Here is a 22,779-nt window from a genome sequence, read left to right on the forward strand (position 1 = left end):
GGGTGGGTATCACGCACCAAATGATTCAAATAATGAAAATTTCGGTGCGCAATACGCACCCTACATGAATTTTTAACGTATTTCAGGCAGCCTGAAAACCAATAGACAATTTAGGGTATAATTAAGCTCCATCTTTTTTAATTAACTTCCGTGAGTTCGCCCACCATGTCTGTGATTACCGCTCTGCGCGGCGCGTCCGCCTTATCCCCTTTTCGTGTAGAAAAATTATTGCAAAAAGCCCAAAATTTGGGGCTGCCTGAAAGCCAATTTGCCAGCGAATACTGGTATTTTGTGTCATCGCCAGCCGCTTTGAGCGATGAAACCGTACAAAAATTACAGGCATTGTTGGCGGCGCAATGCGTCCACGCGCCTGAAATGTTGGGCAATTTTTTCCTGATTACCCCGCGCATTGGCACGATTTCGCCTTGGGCAAGCAAAGCCACCGACATCGCCCACAACTGCGGTTTGCAAGAAATTGAACGCATTGAACGCGGCATGGCGGTTACGCTTTCAGGCAGCCTGAACAACGAACAACGCCAAAAATGGGCAGATTTGCTCCACGACCGCATGACCGAATCGGTGTTGTCCGATTTTCAGGCAGCCGAAAAACTGTTTTCACAGCACAATCAGCAAACTTTTGAAACCATTGATGTTTTAAACGGTGGCAAACGTGTTTTGGAACAAGCCAATCAAAACATGGGCTTGGCATTGTCGCCCGATGAAATTGATTATCTGATTGAAAATTATCAAAATTTAAACCGCAACCCCACCGATGTGGAATTGATGATGTTCGCGCAAGCCAATTCCGAGCATTGCCGCCACAAAATTTTCAATGCCGACTTTGTGTTAGATGGCGAAAAACAAGAAAAATCGCTGTTCCGCATGATACGCGACACCCACGAAAAATCGCCCAACGGCACCATCGTTGCCTACAAAGACAATTCTTCGGTGATTGAGGGCGCAAACATCGCGCGTTTCTACCCCAATCCCAATCATCAAGCCTATGAATTTCATCAGGAAAACACCCACATCATCATGAAAGTGGAAACCCACAACCACCCCACCGCCATCGCCCCATTCGCTGGCGCGGCAACGGGTGCAGGGGGCGAAATCCGCGATGAAGGCGCAACAGGTCGCGGCTCACGCCCCAAAGCAGGTTTGACAGGCTACACGGTTTCCAATTTGCACATTCCTGATTTTAAACAAAAATGGGAAATCCCCTACGGCAAACCGCACCACATCGCCTCGCCTTTGGACATCATGATGGACGCGCCCATTGGCGGTGCGGCTTTCAACAATGAATTTGGTCGCCCCAATTTATTGGGCTATTTCCGCACTTTTGAAATGGCGCATTCAGGCAGCGTGCGCGGTTTTCACAAGCCGATTATGATTGCAGGCGGATTGGGCAATATTCAAGCAGAACAAACACATAAACACGAAATTCCCGCAGGCGCATTGTTAATCCAACTGGGCGGCAAGGGCATGCTCATCGGTTTGGGCGGTGGCGCGGCTTCGTCTGTGGACACAGGCAGCAATGCAGCCGATTTGGATTTCAACTCCGTGCAACGCGGCAACCCCGAAATTGAACGCCGCGCTCAAGAAGTGATAGACCGTTGCTGGCAATTGGGCGCGGACAAAAATCCGATTATTTCCATACACGATGTGGGCGCAGGCGGTTTGTCCAACGCCTTCCCCGAATTGGTCAATGATGCAGGGCGTGGCGCGGTGTTCAAATTGCGCGATGTGCCTTTGGAAGAACACGGTTTGTCGCCCATGCAAATTTGGTGCAACGAGGCGCAAGAGCGTTACGTTTTGGCGATTTTGCCTGAAAATCTTGAATTGTTTACAAAAATTTGTGAACGTGAACGTTGCCCCTTTGCCGTAGTCGGCACGGCAACCGATGACGGTCATTTGCAGGTGCGCGATGATGTGTTTGGCAACAATCCTGTGGATTTGCCTTTGAATGTGTTGTTGGGCAAACCGCCAAAAACCACACGCACCGACCTTTTCAGGCAGCCTGAAAAACGCGCATTCCAATCACAACAATATGATTTAACAGAAAGTGTTTACCGCGTTATGCGTTTGCCAGCCGTTGCCAGCAAACATTTTCTGATTACCATTGGCGACCGCACCGTAGGCGGCATGACCCACCGCGACCAAATGGTGGGCAAATATCAAGTGCCAGTTGCCGATTGCGCGGTAACGCTGATGGGCTTTCAAACCCACAAGGGCGAGGCGATGAGCATGGGCGAAAAACCACAACTCGCCTTATTTGACGCGCCCGCCTCGGGCAGAATGTGCGTGGGCGAGGCAATGACCAACATCGCCGCCGTGAACATTGGCGACATCGGCAACATCAAATTGTCCGCCAACTGGATGGCAGCCTGCGGTGTGGCAGGCGAAGACGCGAATTTGTATCGCACCGTGCAATCGGTTTCCCAATTTTGTCAAACACTTGGCGTGAGCATTCCTGTGGGCAAAGACAGCCTGTCCATGAAAACCGTGTGGCAGGAAAATGGCGAAAACAAAGCCGTTGTTTCGCCTTTGAGTTTGATTGTGTCCGCATTTGCGCCCGTGCAAGATGTTCGCAAAACCGTTACGCCCGATTTAAAACCGATTGAAAACAGCGTGTTATTGCTGATTGATTTGGGCATGGGCAAATCGCGCATGGGCGGTTCGGCATTGAGCCAAGTGTGGAACGATTTGGGCGGCGAAAGCCCCGATATTGACGCAGGCAGCCTGAAAAAATTCTTTGATTTAATGCAAATTTTAATCAATGAAAACAAAATCTTGGCATACCACGACCGTTCCGATGGCGGCTTGTTGGCAACGGTGGCGGAAATGGCGTTTGCAGGGCGTTGCGGCATTGTGTTGGATTTGAACGAAGATTTTGCCATGGAAAAACTCGTGAACAATGTGTCGGATTTGGACATTTTGTTCAACGAAGAATTGGGTGCGGTGTTGCAAATTCGCGCGGAAGATTTGCAATACATTCAAGCACTTTTTGAAAATTACGATTTTGCCGAAACCATTTACCAAATCGGTGCGGTTGAGCCCAATCACACGCAAATGCGAATTGAAAGCGATGAAAATCACGTTTTTGATTTGTTGGATTTGCAAAAAGCGTGGCAAGAAACGTCTTACCAAATCCAAAAATTGCGCGACAATCCAGCGTGTGCCGACAGCGAATTTGCCTTGATTGGCGATGAAAAAGCGCGTTTGTTTGCCGATTGGCCCTTTGATTTGAAAGAAGACATTGCCGCGCCCTACATTTCAGGCAGCCTGAAACCGAAAATCGCCATTTTGCGCGAACAGGGTGTGAACGGTCATTTGGAAATGGCGGCAGCGTTCCATCGTGCAGGTTTCCAAGCGATTGATGTGCATATGTCTGATTTAATGGCAAATCGTGTGAAATTGTCCGATATGCAAATGTTGGCAGCCTGTGGCGGATTCAGCTATGGCGATGTGTTGGGCGCAGGCGAAGGTTGGGCGAAATCCATTTTGTTCCACCCCAGATTACGCGATGAATTTGCCGAATTTTTCAACAATCCCAATACCTTAACTTTGGGCGTGTGCAACGGTTGCCAAATGGTCAGCAACTTGGCGGAAATCATTCCCAACGCGCAAAATTGGGCGAAGTTCAAGCGCAATCAATCGGAACAATTTGAGGCGCGTTTGAGCATGGTGCAAGTGTCTGATTCGCCATCGTTAATTTTGCGTGAAATGCGTGGCGCGATGTTGCCTGTGGTCGTGAGTCATGGCGAGGGGCGTGCGGATTTTGGGCATTTAAATTCAAATGGTGCGGTGCCAAATGATGTGAACATCGCCCTGCAATATGTGGACGGCTGGGGTCAAGTTACGCAAGAATATCCTTTAAATCCAAATGGTTCGCCCAACGGCATTGCGGGCATTACCACAACGGACGGTCGCGTAACGATTATGATGCCGCACCCCGAACGCGTGTTCCGCACCGCGCAGATGAGTTGGTGTCCCGATGAGTGGCGCGACAACGAATTGAGTGGGTGGTATCGTTTGTTTGCAGGGGCGCGTAAGGCTTTGGCTTGATTGTTTTTTTGAATCAATAAGGCAGCCTGAAAACTAGGGAAACTGGTTTTCAGGCTGCCTTTATTTTTGGGAATGTATAGTGGATTCAATTTAAATCAGGACAAGGCGACAGCGACCGCCGTGTACACTGAGTACATAAGGGAGCTGGCAACGCGGTACTGGTTTAAATTGAATTCACTATAAATTGCTTGTGTTGTAAAAATGCGTTAGTTTAGGCTGATTATTTTATAAAAATCAAAGCGTTTTTCTGCAAAATTATTTACAATACATCATTCATTTTTATTTTAGGAAAGGCAATATCATGGCAGTAAGCACTTTACGCGTTATCCATAATGGACAAATTCAAGATTTCCCCATTCGCGCCAATCAAACCCTGCGCATTCCTGCCAAAGCAGGGGCAAAATATCAATTGCTCAATGAACATGGCGCATTAATGATTGAGCCACACACGCAGGTGGCGGGGCAAGATTTGCTGGTGTTTGCCGAGCGAAATGCCACGCAGCCATTTTTAGTGATTGAAAATTATCGTGATTTTGCGGAAATTGTTGATAAATACGAGCTGATGAATATGCAAACCACGCTGGCTTTGGGTGATGGCAGTGTGTTGATGCCGATTGCGCCGCAAACCGCGACAGTTACGGCGGCGAGTGCGGAAGTGGCAACGCAAGTTGGCATGACGACTGGCGCAAAAGTGGCTTTGGGGGCGGTGGGTGTTTTGGGTGTGGGTTTGTTGGCGGCGGCTGGCGGTAGTGGTTCGGGTGAAGAAAGTACGAATAATCAAAACCCTGCACCAAGCACGCCACCCACACCCAGCAATCCTACGCCAAGTACACCACCTATGCCTAGCAATCCTGCACCAAGCACACCGCCACCGAGTAATCCTACACCGCCATCTAAACCACAGCCAACGGTGCGGATTGTTACGACCAAAATTACCGATGACAATATCATCAATATCGCCGAACAAACGGCGCAATACACCATTTCAGGCAAAACCACCAACGCCGCTAATGGCACAGTAACTTTACTGATTGATGGCAAATCCATTGCCCAAGCGCAGGTTCAAGCAGACGGCACATTTACGGCGACTGTTAAAGGGCAAGATTTGGTTGCAGGCAGCCTGAAACAAATTGTGGCGAAAGTTACAGCAAATGGCGAAACGGCAACATCTGCGCCTTTGGTGTATCAGGTGGACACGGTTGCGCCTACCGCCAGCGTAGAAATTAAACAAATTGCCGAAAACAATATTTTGAATTTAAATGAAGTTGCCAAAACTGATTTGCAAGTTACGGGCAATATTGGCAATTTGGAAAGTGGCGCAACGGCAAAAGTAACAATTAATGTTAATGGTAAAGATATTGCGGCGACTGTTTCGGGCAACACGTTTACCGCGATGGTGAACGGTGCAGATTTGGCGGCGGATTCGGATAAACAAATTAGCGCAAAAATTATCGTAACGGATAAGGCGGGTAATTCGTCTGTGGCGCAAAATGTGGCGACTTATAGGGTTGAGCCGCAACCCAAGCCCATGCCAACGGTACAAATTTCCACCAACAAAATTACCGATGACAATATCATCAATATCGCCGAACAAACCGCGCAATACACCATTTCAGGCAAAACCACCAACGCCGCTAATGGCACAGTAACTTTACTGATTGATGGCAAATCCATTGCCCAAGCGCAGGTTCAAGCAGACGGTACATTTACGGCGACCGTTAAAGGGCAAGATTTGGTTGCAGGCAGCCTGAAACAAATTGTGGCGAAAGTTACAGCAAATGGCGAAACAGCAACATCTGCGCCTTTGGTGTATCAGGTGGATACTGTTGCGCCTACCGCTAGCGTAGAAATTAAACAAATTGCCGAAAACAATATTTTGAATTTAAATGAAGTTTCCAAAACTGATTTGCAAGTTACGGGCAATATTGGCAATTTGGAAAGTGGCGCAACGGCAAAAGTAACAGTAAACGTCAATGGTAAAGATGTGAACGCGACCGTTTCGGGCAACACATTTACCGCGATGGTGAACGGTGCGGATTTGGCGGCGGATTCGGATAAACAAATTAGCGCAAAAATTATCGTAACCGATAAAGCGGGTAATTCGTCTGTGGCGCAAAATGTGGCGACTTACACGGTTGAGCCAAGCGAACCTGTTAGTTTAACGCTGGAGCATGTGAGCGATGATAATGTGGTGGCGTTGAATGAAACACCTGTTTTAACGCGCATTTCAGGCAGCCTTGATGTGAGTGGGCAAGCACCGATTTTCCGCGCCAAAGGCATTTTGCAAAATATTGCGCTGACCATTGGCAGCAAAACTTTTGAACGCGTTGGCTTGGTGTATGACAAAGCAAGCAAGGGTTATACGTTTACGTTTGATGTACCGACTGAGGAATTAACCGCCTTACAAGGGCAGCCGATTTCCTACGATGTGGGACATCAGCGCGAGTATCACATTTTCTATCCTGATTCCATTGGTTTTGAAGCAAGCATTCCACAAACCATCAATAGCCAACTGAATAATATTGCGGAGGCGATTACGCTCAATAGCCCTGTGGTTTCTGGCAATCAGGGCAGCTATACCATTGCCAATATGAAAACGGCAACAGATACGGAAACCCTTTCAGGCAGCCTGAAAGGTTCGTTTGTGGCTGGGGAAGCGGTTAATATTTTGTTGAATAATCAAACTTATACCGCAAGCGTAGATGGCAATGGCAAATTCACTACAAAAGTTTCCACGCAAGATTTGGTGCAAGACAGCGACAAAAAAGTGGAAGCGGTATTGGCGCGTCAGCCCGATAAAACCGATGTATTGTCATACACGGTGGTGCAGCCTGTTCCCAAAGCCGAAGAATTTGTCGCAGGTAATCAACACGCACAGCCCACAACGGTAGAAAACCCTGTGGGTGCGGATATTAATGCACCGTATTTTATTAAAAATCTGGCTTATGATTATGAACATACTGATGGTGATGGTGCCAATCAGCATTTGGGTTATTTAGAAGGTCATATTTATGGTAATAAACGTGTGATTACCTATCATATTCCCACCCAAACAGAATTGGATGAAATGCGAGGTAGCCCATCCAATAAGGCAACATGGACGAAATTTGGCTTTGATACCAATTATGAAAACCATGTGGGGGCACAACCTACCTATGATTTTCTTGCCAAATATAATTTTGATAGGTTGCTTCAGATGAATCCTGTTGCCTTTAATAACGAAAATACACAGGCAATTCACACCACCATTGAAATGATTGAAAAATATGCCAATGTGGATTTTGTGGAAGTCAATTCGGTGAAAGAATCCAATTTGGATTTCTATTTGGTGGATTTCACTAGAGTGAACGGTGCAGGCGCATTTAATGATGACTATGGGAAACCTGTGGGCAAGGCAGGTCAATCATCTATGGGCGGTGATGTGTATTTAAGTAGTGGCTTTTTCCATATTAAAGGCAGAACATTGAATACCGATGAAGGCATTCAAACTGCCGTGCATGAAACCTTGCATTCATTGGGCTTCAAACATCCACATTTAGATGAGGGTGAACCAAACAGCATTCCACATTTTTCTGCGGAACAAGATTCAGGCAGCTTCACCACCATGAGTTATTTGCGTGATGTGGTCAATAATCCGCGCGAGCCGCATTTGTATGATATTGCCACTTTGCATTATTTCTATGGTGTGAACACGGCTCATCGTGCTGGCAACGATACTTACACCTTTAAAGATTACAACCCACAAAGTGCCGATGGCGATATTTACATTTGGGACGGCGCAGGTGTGGACACATTTGACGCGTCCAAAGAAGCGCAAGGCGTGAATGTGAATTTAAGCCCTGGCTCATTGATTTACGCCGATAAAAACGATACTGGCACCAGCTTTGGTTTACTCAAAGGCGTGAGCGTATTACGGTCTGATTATGAAAACGGCAATTTAACGCCTTACACAGGCAACGATGATAAAGCGGAAGTGGTTCGCGTACACGAAATTGCCGAAGGCGTGTCCTTTATTGGTTACGGCACACAATTGGAAAACCTGATTGGTTCCGCCCACGATGATTTGCTCACAGGCAACGCCGCGCACAATCTGATTCAAGGCGGTGCAGGCAACGACAAAATCGCAGGTAAAGATGGCAACGACACCTTAATGGGTGGCAATGGTAACGACCAAGTGCAAGGCGATGCAGGCGATGACATCTTGTACGGCGGTTTGGGCGTGGACACGCTCACAGGCGGTGCAGGCAAAGACCAATTTGTGTTCAACACATGGGCAGCAAACGAAGTGGACATCATCACCGATTTCAATGTGAACGATGACAAAATCGCCCTGTCCAGCGTGTTCCACGAAAACACATTGACCCAATTTAGCGATTATATGCAATACAACAAAGCCACAGGCGAATTGCGTTACGACCAAGATGGCAAGGGTACGCAAGCCGAATTTGTTACTTTTGCCAAAGTAACGGCAGGTTTGGATATTGAACAAAATCACTTTGTGATGTTGTAATAAAAATAGGCAGCCTGAAAAGTTTTCAGGCTGCCTTGATATTTAAATTTTAGTTAAACCAATGATTTAATTCCCACCGCTTCTTTCACTTGCGCCAAAGTCTCACGCGCTTCCGCTCGCGCTTTGGCGGCACCCGCTTGCAAAATATCTTCAATTTGCTGCGGATTGGCGATTAAATCATGGTATTTGTCCGTCAAAGGCTCCAATTCCGCGCCAATTTTCGCCGCGAGCAATTTCTTCGCTTCGCCCCACGCCAAACCGTCATTTAATGCACGTTCAAATTCCGAGTATTCGGCTGCTGTGGCAAAGGCTTGATACATTTCAAAAATGGGGCTTTCACCTTTAAATTTGGGTACGCTTGGCTCTTTCAAATTCGTGATGATTTGATTGACCGCTTTCTGACGTTGTTTAGGTGTGAGAAACAGCTCAATCGTGTTGCCATACGATTTGGACATTTTGCGCCCGTCCAAACCCACCAACAACTCCACTTGTTCATCAATTACCACTTCAGGCAGCCTGAAAATATTTTTGCCAAAACGATGATTGAAACGCTGGGCAATATCTCGTGCCATTTCAACGTGTTGAATTTGGTCTCGCCCAACGGGAACTTGGTGCGCGTTAAACATAATAATGTCTGCCGTCATCAAAATCGGGTAGCTGTATAAACCCATTTCTATTTCAAAATCAGGGTCTTGCTTATCTTCCAAATTTTTGTCTACGGCGGCTTTGTAGGCGTGGGCGCGGTTCATCAAACCTTTTGCTGTGATACAGGTCAAAATCCAATTTAATTCCAAAATTTCAGGCACATCAGATTGACGATAAAACACTGTCCGCTCGGTATCCAAACCGCAAGCCAGCCAAGTTGCCGCCACCGCTTTGGTGGATTCGGCAATCATTTTCGGGTCGTGGCATTTGATGATGCCGTGATAATTCGCTAAAAACAAAAAACTTTCCACATTGTCCTGCGCAGCGGCACGAATGGCGGGGCGAATCGCGCCCACATAATTGCCCAAATGCGGAATGCCTGTGGTGGTTACACCTGTCAAAACACGGATTTTGCTCATGATTTCTTTATTTCTTTCCTGTCATATAGTTTCAGGCAGCCTTTCAGTACACGACAAAAATAACAGTAGGGTGCGCCGTGCGCACCAAATCCACCACAATATTTAAATTATTCAGTCATTTGGTGCGCACGGCGCACCCTACATGATTTGTGATTGGAAAAATTGTCGTGTACTGAAAGGCAGCCTGAAACATTTTTCAGGCTGCCTGTATTCATTTTGTCATTCAATTCATGAATGGATTAGTTTTTGTCTTGGTCAACCAATTTGTTTTTCGCAATCCAAGGCATCATAGAACGCAATTCCGCGCCCACTTTTTCAATTTGATGGTCGGCGTTCAAGCGGCGGCGAGCGGTCATGCTCGCGTAGTTGGTTGCACCTTCTTGGATAAACATTTTTGCGTATTCGCCAGATTGAATGCGGTACAAGGCTTTTTTCATCGCTTCTTTGGTTGCAGGCGTAATCACTTCTGGGCCAGTAACGTATTCGCCGTATTCCGCATTGTTGGAAATGGAGTAGTTCATGTTGGCAATGCCGCCTTCGTACATCAAATCCACAATCAATTTCAGCTCGTGCAAGCATTCAAAGTAAGCCATTTCAGGCGCGTAACCCGCTTCAACCAAAGTTTCAAAGCCCGCTTTTACCAATTCAACTGCGCCGCCGCACAATACCGCTTGTTCGCCGAACAAGTCGGTTTCGGTTTCTTCGCGGAAGTTGGTTTCAATCACGCCGCCTTTGGTGCCGCCATTCGCTGCCGCGTAAGACAAGGCGATGTCGCGTGCTTTGCCCGTGTTGTCGTGGTAAACCGCAATCAAAGATGGCACGCCGCCGCCTTTCAAAAATTCGCTGCGAACGGTATGACCTGGGCCTTTTGGCGCAACCATAATCACGTCCACATTTTTCGGTGGCACGATTTGGTTGTAGTGTACGTTAAAGCCGTGCGCGAATGCCAAAGCGGCACCGTCTTTCAAATTGGCGTGGATTTCGGCATTGTAAACCGCAGGTGCGCTTTCATCGGGCAACAAAATCATCACCACGTCTGCTTTTTTGGTGGCTTCTGCTACGCTCAATACTTCATGACCAGCCGCCACAGCTTTGTTCCAAGACGAACCTTGACGCAAACCAATCACCACGTTCACGCCCGAATCTTTCAAGTTTGCCGCATGGGCATGACCTTGTGAACCATAACCAATGATGGCAACAGTTTTACCTTTAATCAAAGACAAATCGGCATCTTTATCGTAATAAACTTGCATTTTTTTTCCTTAAGAATGAGTGGAATAGTGAAAAGGTGTTCAGGCTGCCTGAAACGTGATGCGCTCGTGTTAAACGTGCCGCGTTTCGGTGCAAAAATGGCTTTTGCCCACTTTTACCGCTAAACGATGTAAACGCGACATTTTACACGCGTTTACCTATTTTTTGTAGCGTTTACTGATAATTTTGGGAAAATCAAGATCTCCCAGTATGTACACAGGATTAAGCAGCATGAATGTGGCGGTGGGCGAGTGTTTATTGGCGCGGCAAAATGTGGACATGAGCAGCACGCTGCCAACTGGGGAACAGGGTTTGTTAGTGGATTCAATTTAAATCAGGACAAGGCGACAGCGACCCATAAGGAAACTGGCAACGCTGTACTGATTTAAATTGAATTCACTATATTTTAAATTAACTATAAAATCAAACATAAATAAGGCAGCCTGAAAACACCATTTTGTTTTTCAGGCTGCCTGTTTATTTCAAATAGATACAAATACCGTTATTTATCCGCAGCATTCAATACTTTATCCAACTGCTCTTTGTCCAACGCGCCTTCCCAACGCGCCACCACTACAGTCGCACACGCATTGCCCACCAAATTGGTCAGTGCACGGCATTCTGACATAAAGCGATCAACACCTAAAATCAATGCCATACCTGCTACAGGTACACTCGGTACAACAGATAAAGTCGCTGCCAAAGTAATGAAGCCCGCCCCTGTCACACCAGCCGCGCCTTTGGAGCTCAACATGGCAACTAACAATAAAGTCAGTTGCTCTCCCCAACTCAATTCAATACCCACCGCTTGCGCGATAAACAAGGCTGCCATCGTCATGTAAATATTGGTACCGTCCAAATTGAATGAGTAGCCAGTTGGAATCACCAAACCCACTACTGATTTTTCACAGCCAGCCTTTTCCATTTTTTGCATTAAAGTTGGTAAAGCTGCTTCCGAAGACGAAGTTCCCAATACCAGCCATAATTCATCTTTGATGTATTTGATTAATTTGATGATGGAAAAACCATTGTATTTCGCCACCGCACCCAAAATAAACACCACAAACAAAAACGAAGTAATGTAGAACGTCCCCACCAACATCAACAAGCTGCTGACTGATTTAATGCCGTATTTACCAATCGTAAATGCCATCGCACCAAACGCGCCAATCGGTGCCAAAGTCATTAGCATAGATACCATTTTAAACACAGGCGCAGACAATTCTTGCAATAAATTGGTAATCGGGCGTGCCTTATCGCCCACACTCGCCAAAGCCACACCAAACAAAATCGCCACAAACAGTACTTGCAAAATATTACCGTTGGTTAATGGGCTAACCACGGTGGTGGGAATAATGTCCATCAAAAAGCCGACCACGCTGCTGTCTTTGGCTTTTTCTACGAAATTACTCACTTTGCTGGCGTCTAATGTGGCGGGGTCAATATTTAAACCAGAACCTGGTTTAATCACATTTGCCACCACCATGCCGACAATCAATGCCAAAGTGGAAAAAGTTAAGAAATACACAAACGCTTTACCCGCCACGCGCCCGACTGTTTTCATATTGTTCATGCCCGCAATCCCTGTTACTACTGTCAGAAAAATCACAGGTGCGATAATCATCTTCACAATTTTAATAAACGCATCGCCAAGCGGTTTCATTGCTTCGCCTGTTTGCGGGAAAAAATGTCCCAGCAAAATACCCACCACAATGGCAAAAATCACTTGCACATACAGAATTTGATAAAATTTCTGTTTTTTCAATGGGGTATTTGAATTTAATTCGGTAGGATCTATGTGTAACATTGAGAAATCTCCAATTTGATTTGAATGAATCATTATGTGTTTTTCTTAATGGGCAAACTGGTTTTCAGGCTGCCTTATCGTAATTTAGCGTTTAATTGCTTTGAGTGCAAATGTTAAATTTGTCAAAGATATGCTTATTTTTGTAATGAATTGATTTTACTATAAAGAAATTACATCACATTACACGCAAATTCACACAATCAGGCAGCCTGAAAATATTTTACGCAATAAAAAGCCCCCCAATCAATTGAATACGCAATTCATTGGGGGGCTATTCTTACTTCATGCTACATTCAGAATCATTGCATCAATTATACTTCTGGTTCTACATCTTCTGTAGGTTGTGTAGGTGGTGTAGGTTGTACAGGATTGCCAATCACAATCGGTTGTTGTGAGAATGGGTCAAATGGGTCAACATTTGTATTCGTTACAACATCCACCACAGGTGCTACAGGCGTTTCTGTTTTGGTGTAATCACCCAAAACCACTGCTTGTGCTCTGGTTGCGCTGGTGTTGAACAATGGAGAAGTACCCGTTGTTGCGTGTTGGATACCATAAGACACCATCTTCGGTACGTTTGTACCTACGTCTACACCTAAAGTGAAGGTTTTGCTGCTGTCTTGGTTGTCCGTTACGCTCACTTTGCTATCGCCAAAACCTGTGCCGTTTTCGTATTGAACCGTGCCACCTTTCAGAGCAACATCGCCACCTGCATTCACATCCAATGTGTTTGCGGTAATGCCTGCTGCTTGAGAAGTTTTGCTTTTCTCAACGTCCACGTCAATTTTCGCTTCTGCTTTCACACCCATAATGGTGCCGTTTTGCAAGTCGCTCAATACTTGACCAGCTACTTTACCTGCATCAACGTAGGTTTCTTCATGCGTTTCTTCTACCACAACTGTTTTGTGTTCAGGCGCACACCAAGTACCTGTTACCACATCGTACACCATAGTGGTGGTTACGGTTTCAGTTGTTGTCAAAGATTTCGGGTCAATGCCTTTGCCGCCAGCCGCAGCCAAGCCCACTTTGGTTTCATCAACGATGTTTTGTTGTGAAACAATGTTTACATCGCCTTCTACTTTAGCGGTAACATTTTGTGCGGTAATGGTGCTGCTGTTCAGGTTCAAATCGCCTGCAGAAGTAATATTCACATTATTGGCATTCAAGCTGCTGCCTGTGTAGGTTTTGTTGTTTGCTAAATCAACATTAACATAAGCATTACCAGCAGTTGGTTTGAAGCAACCATCTTCGCAAATATCACCTGAAATATTCAAACCTGCACCACCACCTGTGCGTTTCAGGCTGCCTTCTGCGCTACCCAAAGTAACATTGCCACCTGCAGCCGTCAATGTTGCTGTTGAAGCTTCCATATTCGTGCCAGCAGTTGTAATACCTGTACCATTTGTATTGGTCGCATTAATGGTCAAGCCACCATCGGTTTTCACTTTAACGATTTGTGGACCTGTATCATCAATAGCAGGAATCAATTTGGTTTTTTCACCACCTTCACCTTTAGCAACGATTTTGTTGGCTGTATGGCTCACGCCACTTTCTTTGGTTACATCAGCATGTGCGCCTACGCTCACGCTATCAATTGCCAATTTTTCTTCTTCGGTGGTGTAAGTAACAGTTTCTTCGCGTGGAGGTGCACAGTAGTTATCTTTCACCATATAAGTTTCGGTGTGTTCAGTGGTTTCAGTAACCATGCCTGTACCCAAGCTGAAGTTACCACCTACAGCCACATTCAAAGAATCTTTGCTGTGTTCCAAAGCAGAGCTGCTCACATTTCCCGCAGTCAAATTCACCGCACCGTTAGAGATAATGCTTGCACCATTGATAGCAATGCTTGCATTGTCGTTGGCAGTTACTTTTACGCTGCCGTCAGCAGTAATCGTGCCAGCCGTGCCTGTGCTGCTGTTGCTCTTGCCGTGTGTTACTTCTACACCAGCACCACCTTTAGGCAATACCACACCAGTTGCCACGTTCACAGTCGCACCCACATTCAAGCCTACGTCCACACCTGTAGAAGTGCTGCTCAATGTGTTATTAGATTGTGTGAAAGTAACATTGCCATCAGTAGAACTGATGTTCACACCTTGAGTTGTGTTCACATTAGACGCAAAATTCACATCTTTTTTAGACACAATATCCACACTGCCTGCAGTCATGTTGCCAATAGTTGCGTTGCTCGCTTCAGTGTTCAAGTGTTGATAATTTACTTTAGCACCCAAGTTCACATTCACATTGGTCAAATCTTTGGTGTTAGCAGACAAGGTTAAAGATGCACCGCCTTGATTTGCGGTATAGCTGCTGTTGCTGGTTGCAGCTTCGTTGCTGTATTGGTCTGCAGTGATTTTCACGTTGTTGGCAACGTCATAATTGGTTGCTACATCGGTTACTTTATCCGCAGTCAAAGTAACATTGTTTGCAGCGTTCAGGCTGCCTGAAACCGCAGTATTGCTCACGCCTTGCGCGGTGCCACCATTACCATAGATACCAGCAGACACTTTCAAGCCATTACTGCTAGACACTTCGCCACCAATAAATGCACCACCAGCGTGTTGAACTTTATCAACATTATTGATGTTATTGGCATTGGTTTGTGTGATGTTTTGTGCAGACTGTGTGATATTGCCACTGAATGCACTGATTTTTGTGCCTTCATGTGTAATATTTTTATCTGCATTCACATTAACATTGCTGCCTGTGATATTGCTTACTTGAGCTGTACCATTGGTTGTGGTAACACTTTCGTATTGGCTTCCTACACCTAATTTCACACCTACTTTAGGGTCATAACCTGTTGCACTTGCGGTTGCACTTAAACCAATTTCGGTAACACGAGAAGTCTCATTGCTCACAGTAATGTCTTGTGCGGCGGTTACTGTTACATTTTGTGCATTAATATTAACATCGCCTGAAGCATTGATATCACTACCTGTGATGCGCGCATGATTATTTGCATTTAAATCAATGTTACCGCCTGCATTTAAGCTACTACCCACTTGGTCACTAGTTTGTGTGTCATTAGATTTTTTAGTGAAACGCACACCAATGCCACCAGTTGCTTCAGCAACAACATCGCCATTTTTTTCAGAGGCTTTCGCATCACCCTCAGCAAAACCTTTGATAGAGAATGATTTATCTGTTGTATGACTATTTGCCGCAACTGTTGCAATATTTAAATTGCCTGCCGTTTTGATGCCCAAACTTTGTGCGGCTTTCAGGCTGCTACCTAATACATTGATGTCTTTTTGTGATGCCAATTTCAAATTAGTATCTGATTCCAAAGCAGCACCAGTTACAACTTCAACATCACTACTCTTACTAGAACTATCTTTGGTAATATTGAAAATAGTTCCTGTACGTGTATACTCCGAAGAGGATGTATTGGTTTTAGCTGCGGCAATGTTTAATTTACCATTACCAGAATTTACCAAAGCATCTTGAACACCTTTAACTGTGCTACCTGAAACATTCACACCATTTTTTGCACCAATCACCAAATGACCATCAGCAATCAGAGATGTAGCTTGTAAATATTCTTGGGTGTATGTTTTACCATCTTCTTTACCACCAGCCAAACCACCCCAATATTTGAATTTATCATTTACTGCATGGCTGATTTGCGTATGGGTTGTACCCAAATTTACTTTATCAGCATCTACGATGGCATCACCTTTTGTGGCAATTTTCGCACCTTGAGCAGTTAAAGTACCCTGTGTTTGCAAACCAATATTACCACCAGCATGGATTTCAGTTGCTACAAACTCTTGATTTAAAGATGCTTTAGCAGCAGTACCTGTTTTTAATTTACCTGATTCATTACGTACATCTAAACCCTCTTCAGAGCTATCGGTTACAGCTTTTCCACTTAATTTAATGTTATTATGAGCAGATAATTTTACATTATTGCCTGCTGCCAAAGCCACACCTTGTAAATTAACAGTGTTTTTAGCTGCAATAACGGCATCATTTTTTACTGTAATTGCTGTACGATGAGCGGTTTCATCACGTGTTTGTGATGTACTGATATTATGCCATAAACCTTTGGTACGTTTATAGTTACTGTAAGTACCATTAGCTGTAATGGCGGTTTGTGCATTGACATTATTAGCATCTACTTTCAGGCTGCCTGCATCAATATTAGCACCTTTAATTTGTAAATCGCCTGTATTATTCAAACTCAACAAATCAGAAGCCTTAATATTGCTGGCTTTAAATGTTTGAGTGCTAGAATCTTCTTGCTTGGTATACTTAACATTTTGTGCCAAAGTACCACTTTCTGTAGTATTGGGCAAACTGTTTAAAGTACGTGAAACGATGCCATCAATAGTGGTATTTTGTGAATTCAAATTGATGTTTTTCCCAGACACATCTGAGCCTGCAACATCTAATTGACCACCTACAAATACATCTACACTATTGTTAGCGTTAATATTAGCACCTTTCACGGTTTGACCACCACGAACATCAGTAGCATAAATACGGATTGCACCTGCATTCATGCTACCAAAAATTTGACCATCTAAAGGACGCTCTCTGCGTTCTGGTGTAATGACCTCTACTGCGCCATTGCTGTAACCAATTTTATTTTTACCTGATACCACATTAATTGATTTATCAGCATGAATTTTAGCACCTGCATTTACAATCACTTTAGGTGCAACCAAATCCAAAATAGACACCCCACCCAAAGCACCATCCACTTTCAGGCTGCCTGAACCTGTGGTTTTAAAATTATCAATTTTGCCTTTTACTACTTCAGCTTGACCCACCACCAAAGATGCACGTGGTGCATTGATGATGTTGCCGCCGTTGTAAGTAATACCATTCGGGTTAGCCAGCACATAATCTGCCGCCATACCGAAAATTTCTTGTTGCCCCAAAATCAAAGAAGGATTTTTGCTGACAACTTCATTTAAAATCACTTCAGCTGCTTTACCATTAAAGTTTTTATTGGCTTGCAATGAACCAGCTAATTGTGATTGACCTGCTTGTAAAGCATTGTTTAATACTGCACCTTTATCAGATACATTGTATTTATTGTATTGGTTATGCGATAAACCTTGTGCATTAGGCTTAACAATATTAACAATGTCTACGCCATTTTTTTGATTAACTTGTGCACCACCTTGCACTGCTTCAATATTGGCTGCAAATGTGGGGGTGGCATAAGCCAAGCCAATAACCACAGCCAATTTGCCCGTTGTAGATAATTTGTGTTGAGTATTCATAATTGAATCCTTTAAGTAAAATGAATCAACAGAGGTTAGATGTTCTCCTAATGAAGCATAATTCATGCCAATTCTTTACATTTACTATCACAAAAAAACCAAAAATCATGATTCCAGCATAATTCAAAAGATGGACAATCTTCAGGCAGCCTGAAATCCATACTAAATTTAATAATAATTCTCAAAAAATAAAAAGGAATACACCGTTTTTTTGAACAATCGCATTTTCACTAGAATAAAAACTTAATGGACGCGGTTACTTGCTGCTGACGAATTTTGTCAGATTGTTTCGGATATGCGACACCATAAGCATTTTCCAAATTAATTTGCCAATTACTGCCATAAGCAAAATTTAAACCCACTGTACCGCCAAACGCGCGTTGCCAGCCTGTTTCATCTTTAATCACACCAGCGTCCGCACCCAAATATGGTTCAATATAAAAGCCATTGTCCAAATAACGTCTTGCAAATACTGTATTGTTTAAATACGCACCCTTATTGCCATTTAAAGTCAGATTGGCAAAACCGCGCACAGAAGAACGGTCGGTAACGCCAATTTGTTTGGTGCTGTACAAATCATCATCGCTAAATTGCACCGAAGCACGGTGTTGGTTACGCAAAATCCATTTGCTCTGCCCCAAACGGCGGTTTTGCGACAAGGTGGTATTTGCCACAAAATTGGTAAATTGGCTGGTAAATGGCGACAAATCGGTGTCTTTCGCACCAAACATACGTGTACCACGTTCTACGGTCAAATCGCTCAACCACACGCCTTTATCCAAAGTTTGCGTGTGCGACAAACCTGCTTGCACCACACCCAATTTGGGGCTTTGCATGGCGATTTTGCTGCCACCGTATTCACTCAAAATATTCAGATAATCCACACCAGCATGGGCATAGGTAATGTGTTTTTGTCCACGCGAAATCATGCGCTCGGCTTTTACGCCCGCCGCTTTGTTTTTGCTGTCGTAATTTAATTTAGCACCAGACGCAAATTCGGTTACGCTGCGGCTATCTGACACGCTACCATACGCGCTAAACGTCCACACACCATACGGCACGGTGTAAAACACATTCGCACCCTGACTGTGGTTTTCATTTCGCGCCATATTCGCATACGCGCCCACATACAGGCTGTCTGAAAGCCCCAAAGGACTCGCCACACCCGCCGATAATCGCGCCACCGCCCGATTGGATTTACTGCCCTTATTGTCCACCGTGATTTGCCCAAACCATGGTTTACTGGCTTCATTTTTCAATTCAATGGTTGCCGTGCCGTCATCGTGGGGGTACACGTCCATGCTGACATTGTTGCCGCTTACTTTATTGGCTTGGTCAATGCCTTGGTCTAAATATTGGACGTTTAAGGGTTTATCTTTATGATTGGGAAACAAGGTTGCTACATTTACCTTACGACTACCACCTGTGATTTCCCGAATTTTCATTTCGCGCACGGCAATCGTTACCGTGTCGCCTTCATTGGTAAAATCCAATTGCGTACTGACATAGCCTTTTTTAATGTAAGCGGCGGTAATCTCACGGCTTAACTGATTCAAAGTTTTCGCGCTCAAACATTCATTTTCAGGCAGCCTGAAATCATTGGGGTCTAACCAATTCATGCCTGTGATGACAAATTTGCTTTGCGGCAAACATTCCGTGCTTTCGGTGGCGGCTTGCAATTCTTCGGCGCGTTCTTTATCGGATTTGATAAAGCGGTCTGCGCCTGATTTGGTAGGCTGATTGGCTTGATTTTGTTGCAAAGTCCAAGCGGCTTTTTCATGTTGCTCTTGTTGCAATTCTTGGATTTTTTGTTGCTGATTGCGCCAATCATCGTTGGCTTGCTGGGTGGCGGTGGGCAAATCCACCGCGTGCGCCGTTGCCGCCGACACCAGCATAATGGAAACGAGTGTTTGTTTTTGTGTGTTCATGGTGCTGATTTTCAAGTTTTTATTAACAATTTTTTTCATTATATCATAATGTAAAGATTAAGATTAACTTGCCTATTTTCAGGCTGCCTGAAATGCTTTTTTAGGTGTAGAATTTGGGGAATTTTTTTGTGAACCTATTTTTCAGGCTGCCCAACTATAGATTCAATATGATTTCAGGCAGCCTGCAAATCCCAACCCGAAAGCCCAAGCAAAATATGAGCCACACTGTTCATTTACAATTTGAAGATTACCACCCAGTTGCGCTACAAAGATTATGCGGCGCATTAGACGAACATTTGCAAACCCTATCACGACTGTTGGACACGCAAATCAGCCGCCGATTTGACCATTTCACCTTTTCAGGCAGCCACGCCCACGCCGCACGCAATGCCCTTGTTGCACTCATGGAAATTGCCGAGCAGCGCGAATTGTCAGACGAAGACATCAACCTCGCCGCCGTAGAGGCCAAAACCGCAGACAATCAACACATTGAAAAAACAGATAAAAACCACGCCTACTATTTCCACACCAAACGCGGCAGCATAGGCGGACGCACACCGCGTCAAAACGGCTACATACGCGCCTTGCTCAATCACGATATCGTGTTTGGACTCGGACCCGCAGGTACGGGCAAAACCTATCTGGCGGTGGCAGCAGCAGTGGACGCAATGGACAAACACCAAATAGAACGCATTGTTTTGGTGCGACCCGCCGTAGAAGCAGGCGAAAAATTGGGCTTTTTACCAGGGGATTTGGCGCAAAAAGTGGACCCCTATTTGCGCCCACTTTATGACGCGCTGTATGATTTAATGGGCTTTGACCGTGTAACCAAATTGATGGAAAAAGGCTTGATTGAAATTGCTCCGCTTGCCTATATGCGCGGACGCACACTCAATGGCGCGTATGTGATTTTGGACGAAGCGCAAAACACCACGCCCGAGCAAATGAAAATGTTTTTAACGCGAATTGGCTTTGGCACAAAAGCCGTGATTACAGGCGATTTGAGCCAAATTGACTTACCGCGCAACATCAAATCGGGTTTGCGCGATGCCAACGAAAAATTGCGTGATGTGGAAGGCTTGTATTTTCACACTTTTACCAGCGAAGACGTGGTGCGCCACCCACTTGTGCAAAAAATCGTGGAAGCCTATGAAGAAGCGGATAATCAGCACACAGAATTGAGTTTGGAGAAATAAGTTTTTAAGTTTTCAGGCTGCCTGAAAAAATTTTTCCATTGTATTTTAAGGAAATTTCATCATGGAATTAAAAAAATTAGACAACAACCCCGCCCATGACGGCATCATCACGCTCACTTGGCAAACGGAATCGGGCGAATCAGGCGAAGATGTCATCAATGTCGCCCTATTATTGCAAGAAAAATTAGCGGAAAATCACATTCCAACCGAAATTGTGGACGAATATTGGCTGTATCAACCCGATACGGGCTATTATTTTCTGCCTGCTTTGTGGAATTTTGAATTGAATGACGGCTCGTTTAGCAGCGCGTCCACCATTCAAATTCATCATAAAGAATTGTTCCCCAATGGGATTTTTGAATACCAATATTCATTTGGCGGACGCGAAACGCTGAACGAAGCCCTGTTAAGCGGCTTTGATACTTGGTTGAAAACCGATTGGGAAACCTTGTGGGACGCGGCTCGCCCCGATGAAGCCAATCACTTGTATTTAAACATGGATTTTCAAAATGAAGCATTGAAACGCTTGGTTTTATTGGGTTCGGTCGGCTTTTACCCCGCCCCAGACGAAAGTGAACAAAACGCAGAAAGCTGTGAAACGCATGGCGAATTTTGCGAATGCTGTTTGTTCACACAAAGTTTGCAAGCCTTTGAACCTCTGTTGAAATCTGCGGAAAATTACGCCATTCGGATTTTTGTTTCACGCGATGACGAGGGCGAATACAACGCCGATTGTCGTGTAAATGGCGAAGATTGGGCAGACGCGCTGGATTCATTGAAAAATTATGCGAAAACATGGGCTGGCGAAGGCATGGCGTTTAGAAAACAATACATTATTATCCGCAATCAGCCCGATAATTGGCTGGAAAATGACAATTGATTTTTTCAGGCAGCCTTTCAGTACACGACAATTTTTTGAAATAACCACAAACCTGTCCCCTCCCCCGCAAGCGGGAGAGGGGACAGGTTACAGGCAGCCTGAAAGATTTTTGTCGTGTACTGAAAGGCTGCCTGAAAATTGCAAAACAAATATGTTTAAAATTTTATTACTGTTTATTATCACGGCTTTGACGGAAATAATGGGTTGCTGGTTGCCCTATTTGTGGTTGCGGCAAGGCAAAAGTGCGTGGTTGTTGCTGCCTGCGGCGATGAGTTTGGCGGCATTTGCCTATTTATTGACCTTGCACCCAAGCGCGAGTGGTCGGATCTATGCGGCTTATGGTGGCGTGTACATCACAACGGCTTTGCTGTGGCTGCGTTGGGTGGACGGCGTGGCGTTGCGTCCAACGGATTATGTGGGTGCGGCTTTGTGTTTTGTGGGCGCGGCGGTGGTGGCTTGGGGCGGTTTGCGGGCGGCTTAAATGAACACGACAATATATTTTCAGGCAGCCTGAAAGGATTCTTTATGATAATTCAAAATTTATCAGATTTACAACAAGCACATCAACAAGGCAAAAAATTCAAATACTTACCTTTTTGGGGACACACACCCAAATCGGACAATCAAATTGACAAAGCGGTTTTCAGTCAATGGTTTCCGAGAGATTTTGTGGTGGACAATATTGTTTACCCCACCGCCGAACATTTTATGATGGCGAAAAAAGCGGAATTATTTGATGATAATGCGATTTTGGCGCAAATTCTTGCCAGCAAACACCCAAAACAAGCCAAAGATTTGGGGCGGCAAATTGCCCATTTTGATGAGCAAATTTGGTATCAAC

The 22,779-nt window shown here is 44.9% G+C and carries 12 protein-coding genes; 7 read left to right on the plus strand and 5 right to left on the minus strand.

Features of this window, described 5'->3' with window-relative positions; all coding sequences use genetic code 11:
• The first annotated feature begins 165 nt into the window (after positions 1-165).
• Both purL and Q338_RS14330 read left to right on the plus strand, forming a co-directional pair.
• On the plus strand, positions 166-4,065 hold the full coding sequence (gene purL / locus Q338_RS02880) for a phosphoribosylformylglycinamidine synthase (RefSeq protein WP_034291790.1): 3,900 nt from the start codon (positions 166-168) through the stop codon (positions 4,063-4,065).
• Positions 4,066-4,366: 301 nt separating this feature from the next.
• Positions 4,367-8,575 (plus strand): M10 family metallopeptidase C-terminal domain-containing protein, encoded by a 4,209-nt coding sequence (locus Q338_RS14330; RefSeq protein WP_034291767.1) that lies wholly within the window; start codon positions 4,367-4,369, stop codon positions 8,573-8,575.
• Positions 8,576-8,628: 53 nt separating this feature from the next.
• On the opposite strand, the gene trpS is transcribed toward Q338_RS14330, so the two are convergent.
• Positions 8,629-9,639, minus strand: a complete 1,011-nt coding sequence (trpS, locus tag Q338_RS02890) for a tryptophan--tRNA ligase (RefSeq protein WP_034291768.1) — start codon at positions 9,637-9,639, stop codon at positions 8,629-8,631.
• 239 nt (positions 9,640-9,878) lie between these two features.
• Complete coding sequence (gene ilvC / locus Q338_RS02895; RefSeq protein WP_034291770.1) at positions 9,879-10,892, minus strand: ketol-acid reductoisomerase; 1,014 nt, start codon at positions 10,890-10,892, stop codon at positions 9,879-9,881.
• A gap of 208 nt (positions 10,893-11,100) precedes the next feature.
• Here ilvC and Q338_RS15295 point away from each other — a divergent pair, with 208 nt between their 5' ends.
• Entirely contained in the window at positions 11,101-11,223 is a 123-nt protein-coding gene (locus Q338_RS15295; RefSeq protein ID WP_280517468.1) for a hypothetical protein, read from the plus strand.
• Positions 11,224-11,392: 169 nt separating this feature from the next.
• On the opposite strand, the gene Q338_RS02900 is transcribed toward Q338_RS15295, so the two are convergent.
• From Q338_RS02900 to Q338_RS02910, 3 genes are all read right to left on the minus strand, one after another.
• Positions 11,393-12,697 (minus strand): dicarboxylate/amino acid:cation symporter, encoded by a 1,305-nt coding sequence (locus tag Q338_RS02900; protein WP_034291771.1) that lies wholly within the window; start codon positions 12,695-12,697, stop codon positions 11,393-11,395.
• 311 nt (positions 12,698-13,008) lie between these two features.
• Positions 13,009-17,934 (minus strand): hemagglutinin repeat-containing protein, encoded by a 4,926-nt coding sequence (locus Q338_RS02905; protein ID WP_034291772.1) that lies wholly within the window; start codon positions 17,932-17,934, stop codon positions 13,009-13,011.
• Between the two features lie 230 nt (positions 17,935-18,164).
• Positions 18,165-19,862: a ShlB/FhaC/HecB family hemolysin secretion/activation protein gene (locus Q338_RS02910; RefSeq protein ID WP_034291792.1), complete on the minus strand. Its 1,698-nt coding sequence runs from the start codon at positions 19,860-19,862 to the stop codon at positions 18,165-18,167.
• Between the two features lie 215 nt (positions 19,863-20,077).
• Here Q338_RS02910 and Q338_RS02915 point away from each other — a divergent pair, with 215 nt between their 5' ends.
• From Q338_RS02915 to Q338_RS02930, 4 genes are all read left to right on the plus strand, one after another.
• A complete protein-coding gene (locus tag Q338_RS02915) occupies positions 20,078-21,058 on the plus strand; it encodes a PhoH family protein (RefSeq protein WP_034291774.1) in 981 nt (326 codons plus the stop codon).
• 61 nt (positions 21,059-21,119) lie between these two features.
• The gene (locus Q338_RS02920; RefSeq protein ID WP_051968445.1) at positions 21,120-21,938 is read left to right on the plus strand and encodes a DUF6348 family protein; all 819 of its coding nucleotides are present in this window, start codon (positions 21,120-21,122) and stop codon (positions 21,936-21,938) included.
• 151 nt (positions 21,939-22,089) lie between these two features.
• A complete protein-coding gene (locus tag Q338_RS02925) occupies positions 22,090-22,419 on the plus strand; it encodes a YnfA family protein (RefSeq protein WP_034291776.1) in 330 nt (109 codons plus the stop codon).
• Positions 22,368-22,779: NADAR family protein (locus Q338_RS02930; RefSeq protein ID WP_248784401.1), on the plus strand; the 412-nt coding region annotated here is incomplete at its 3' end. The genes Q338_RS02925 and Q338_RS02930, both read left to right, overlap by 52 nt.

The sequence above is a fragment of the Alysiella crassa DSM 2578 genome, assembly GCF_000745955.1.
Taxonomy (GTDB): Bacteria; Pseudomonadota; Gammaproteobacteria; order Burkholderiales; family Neisseriaceae; genus Simonsiella; species Simonsiella crassa.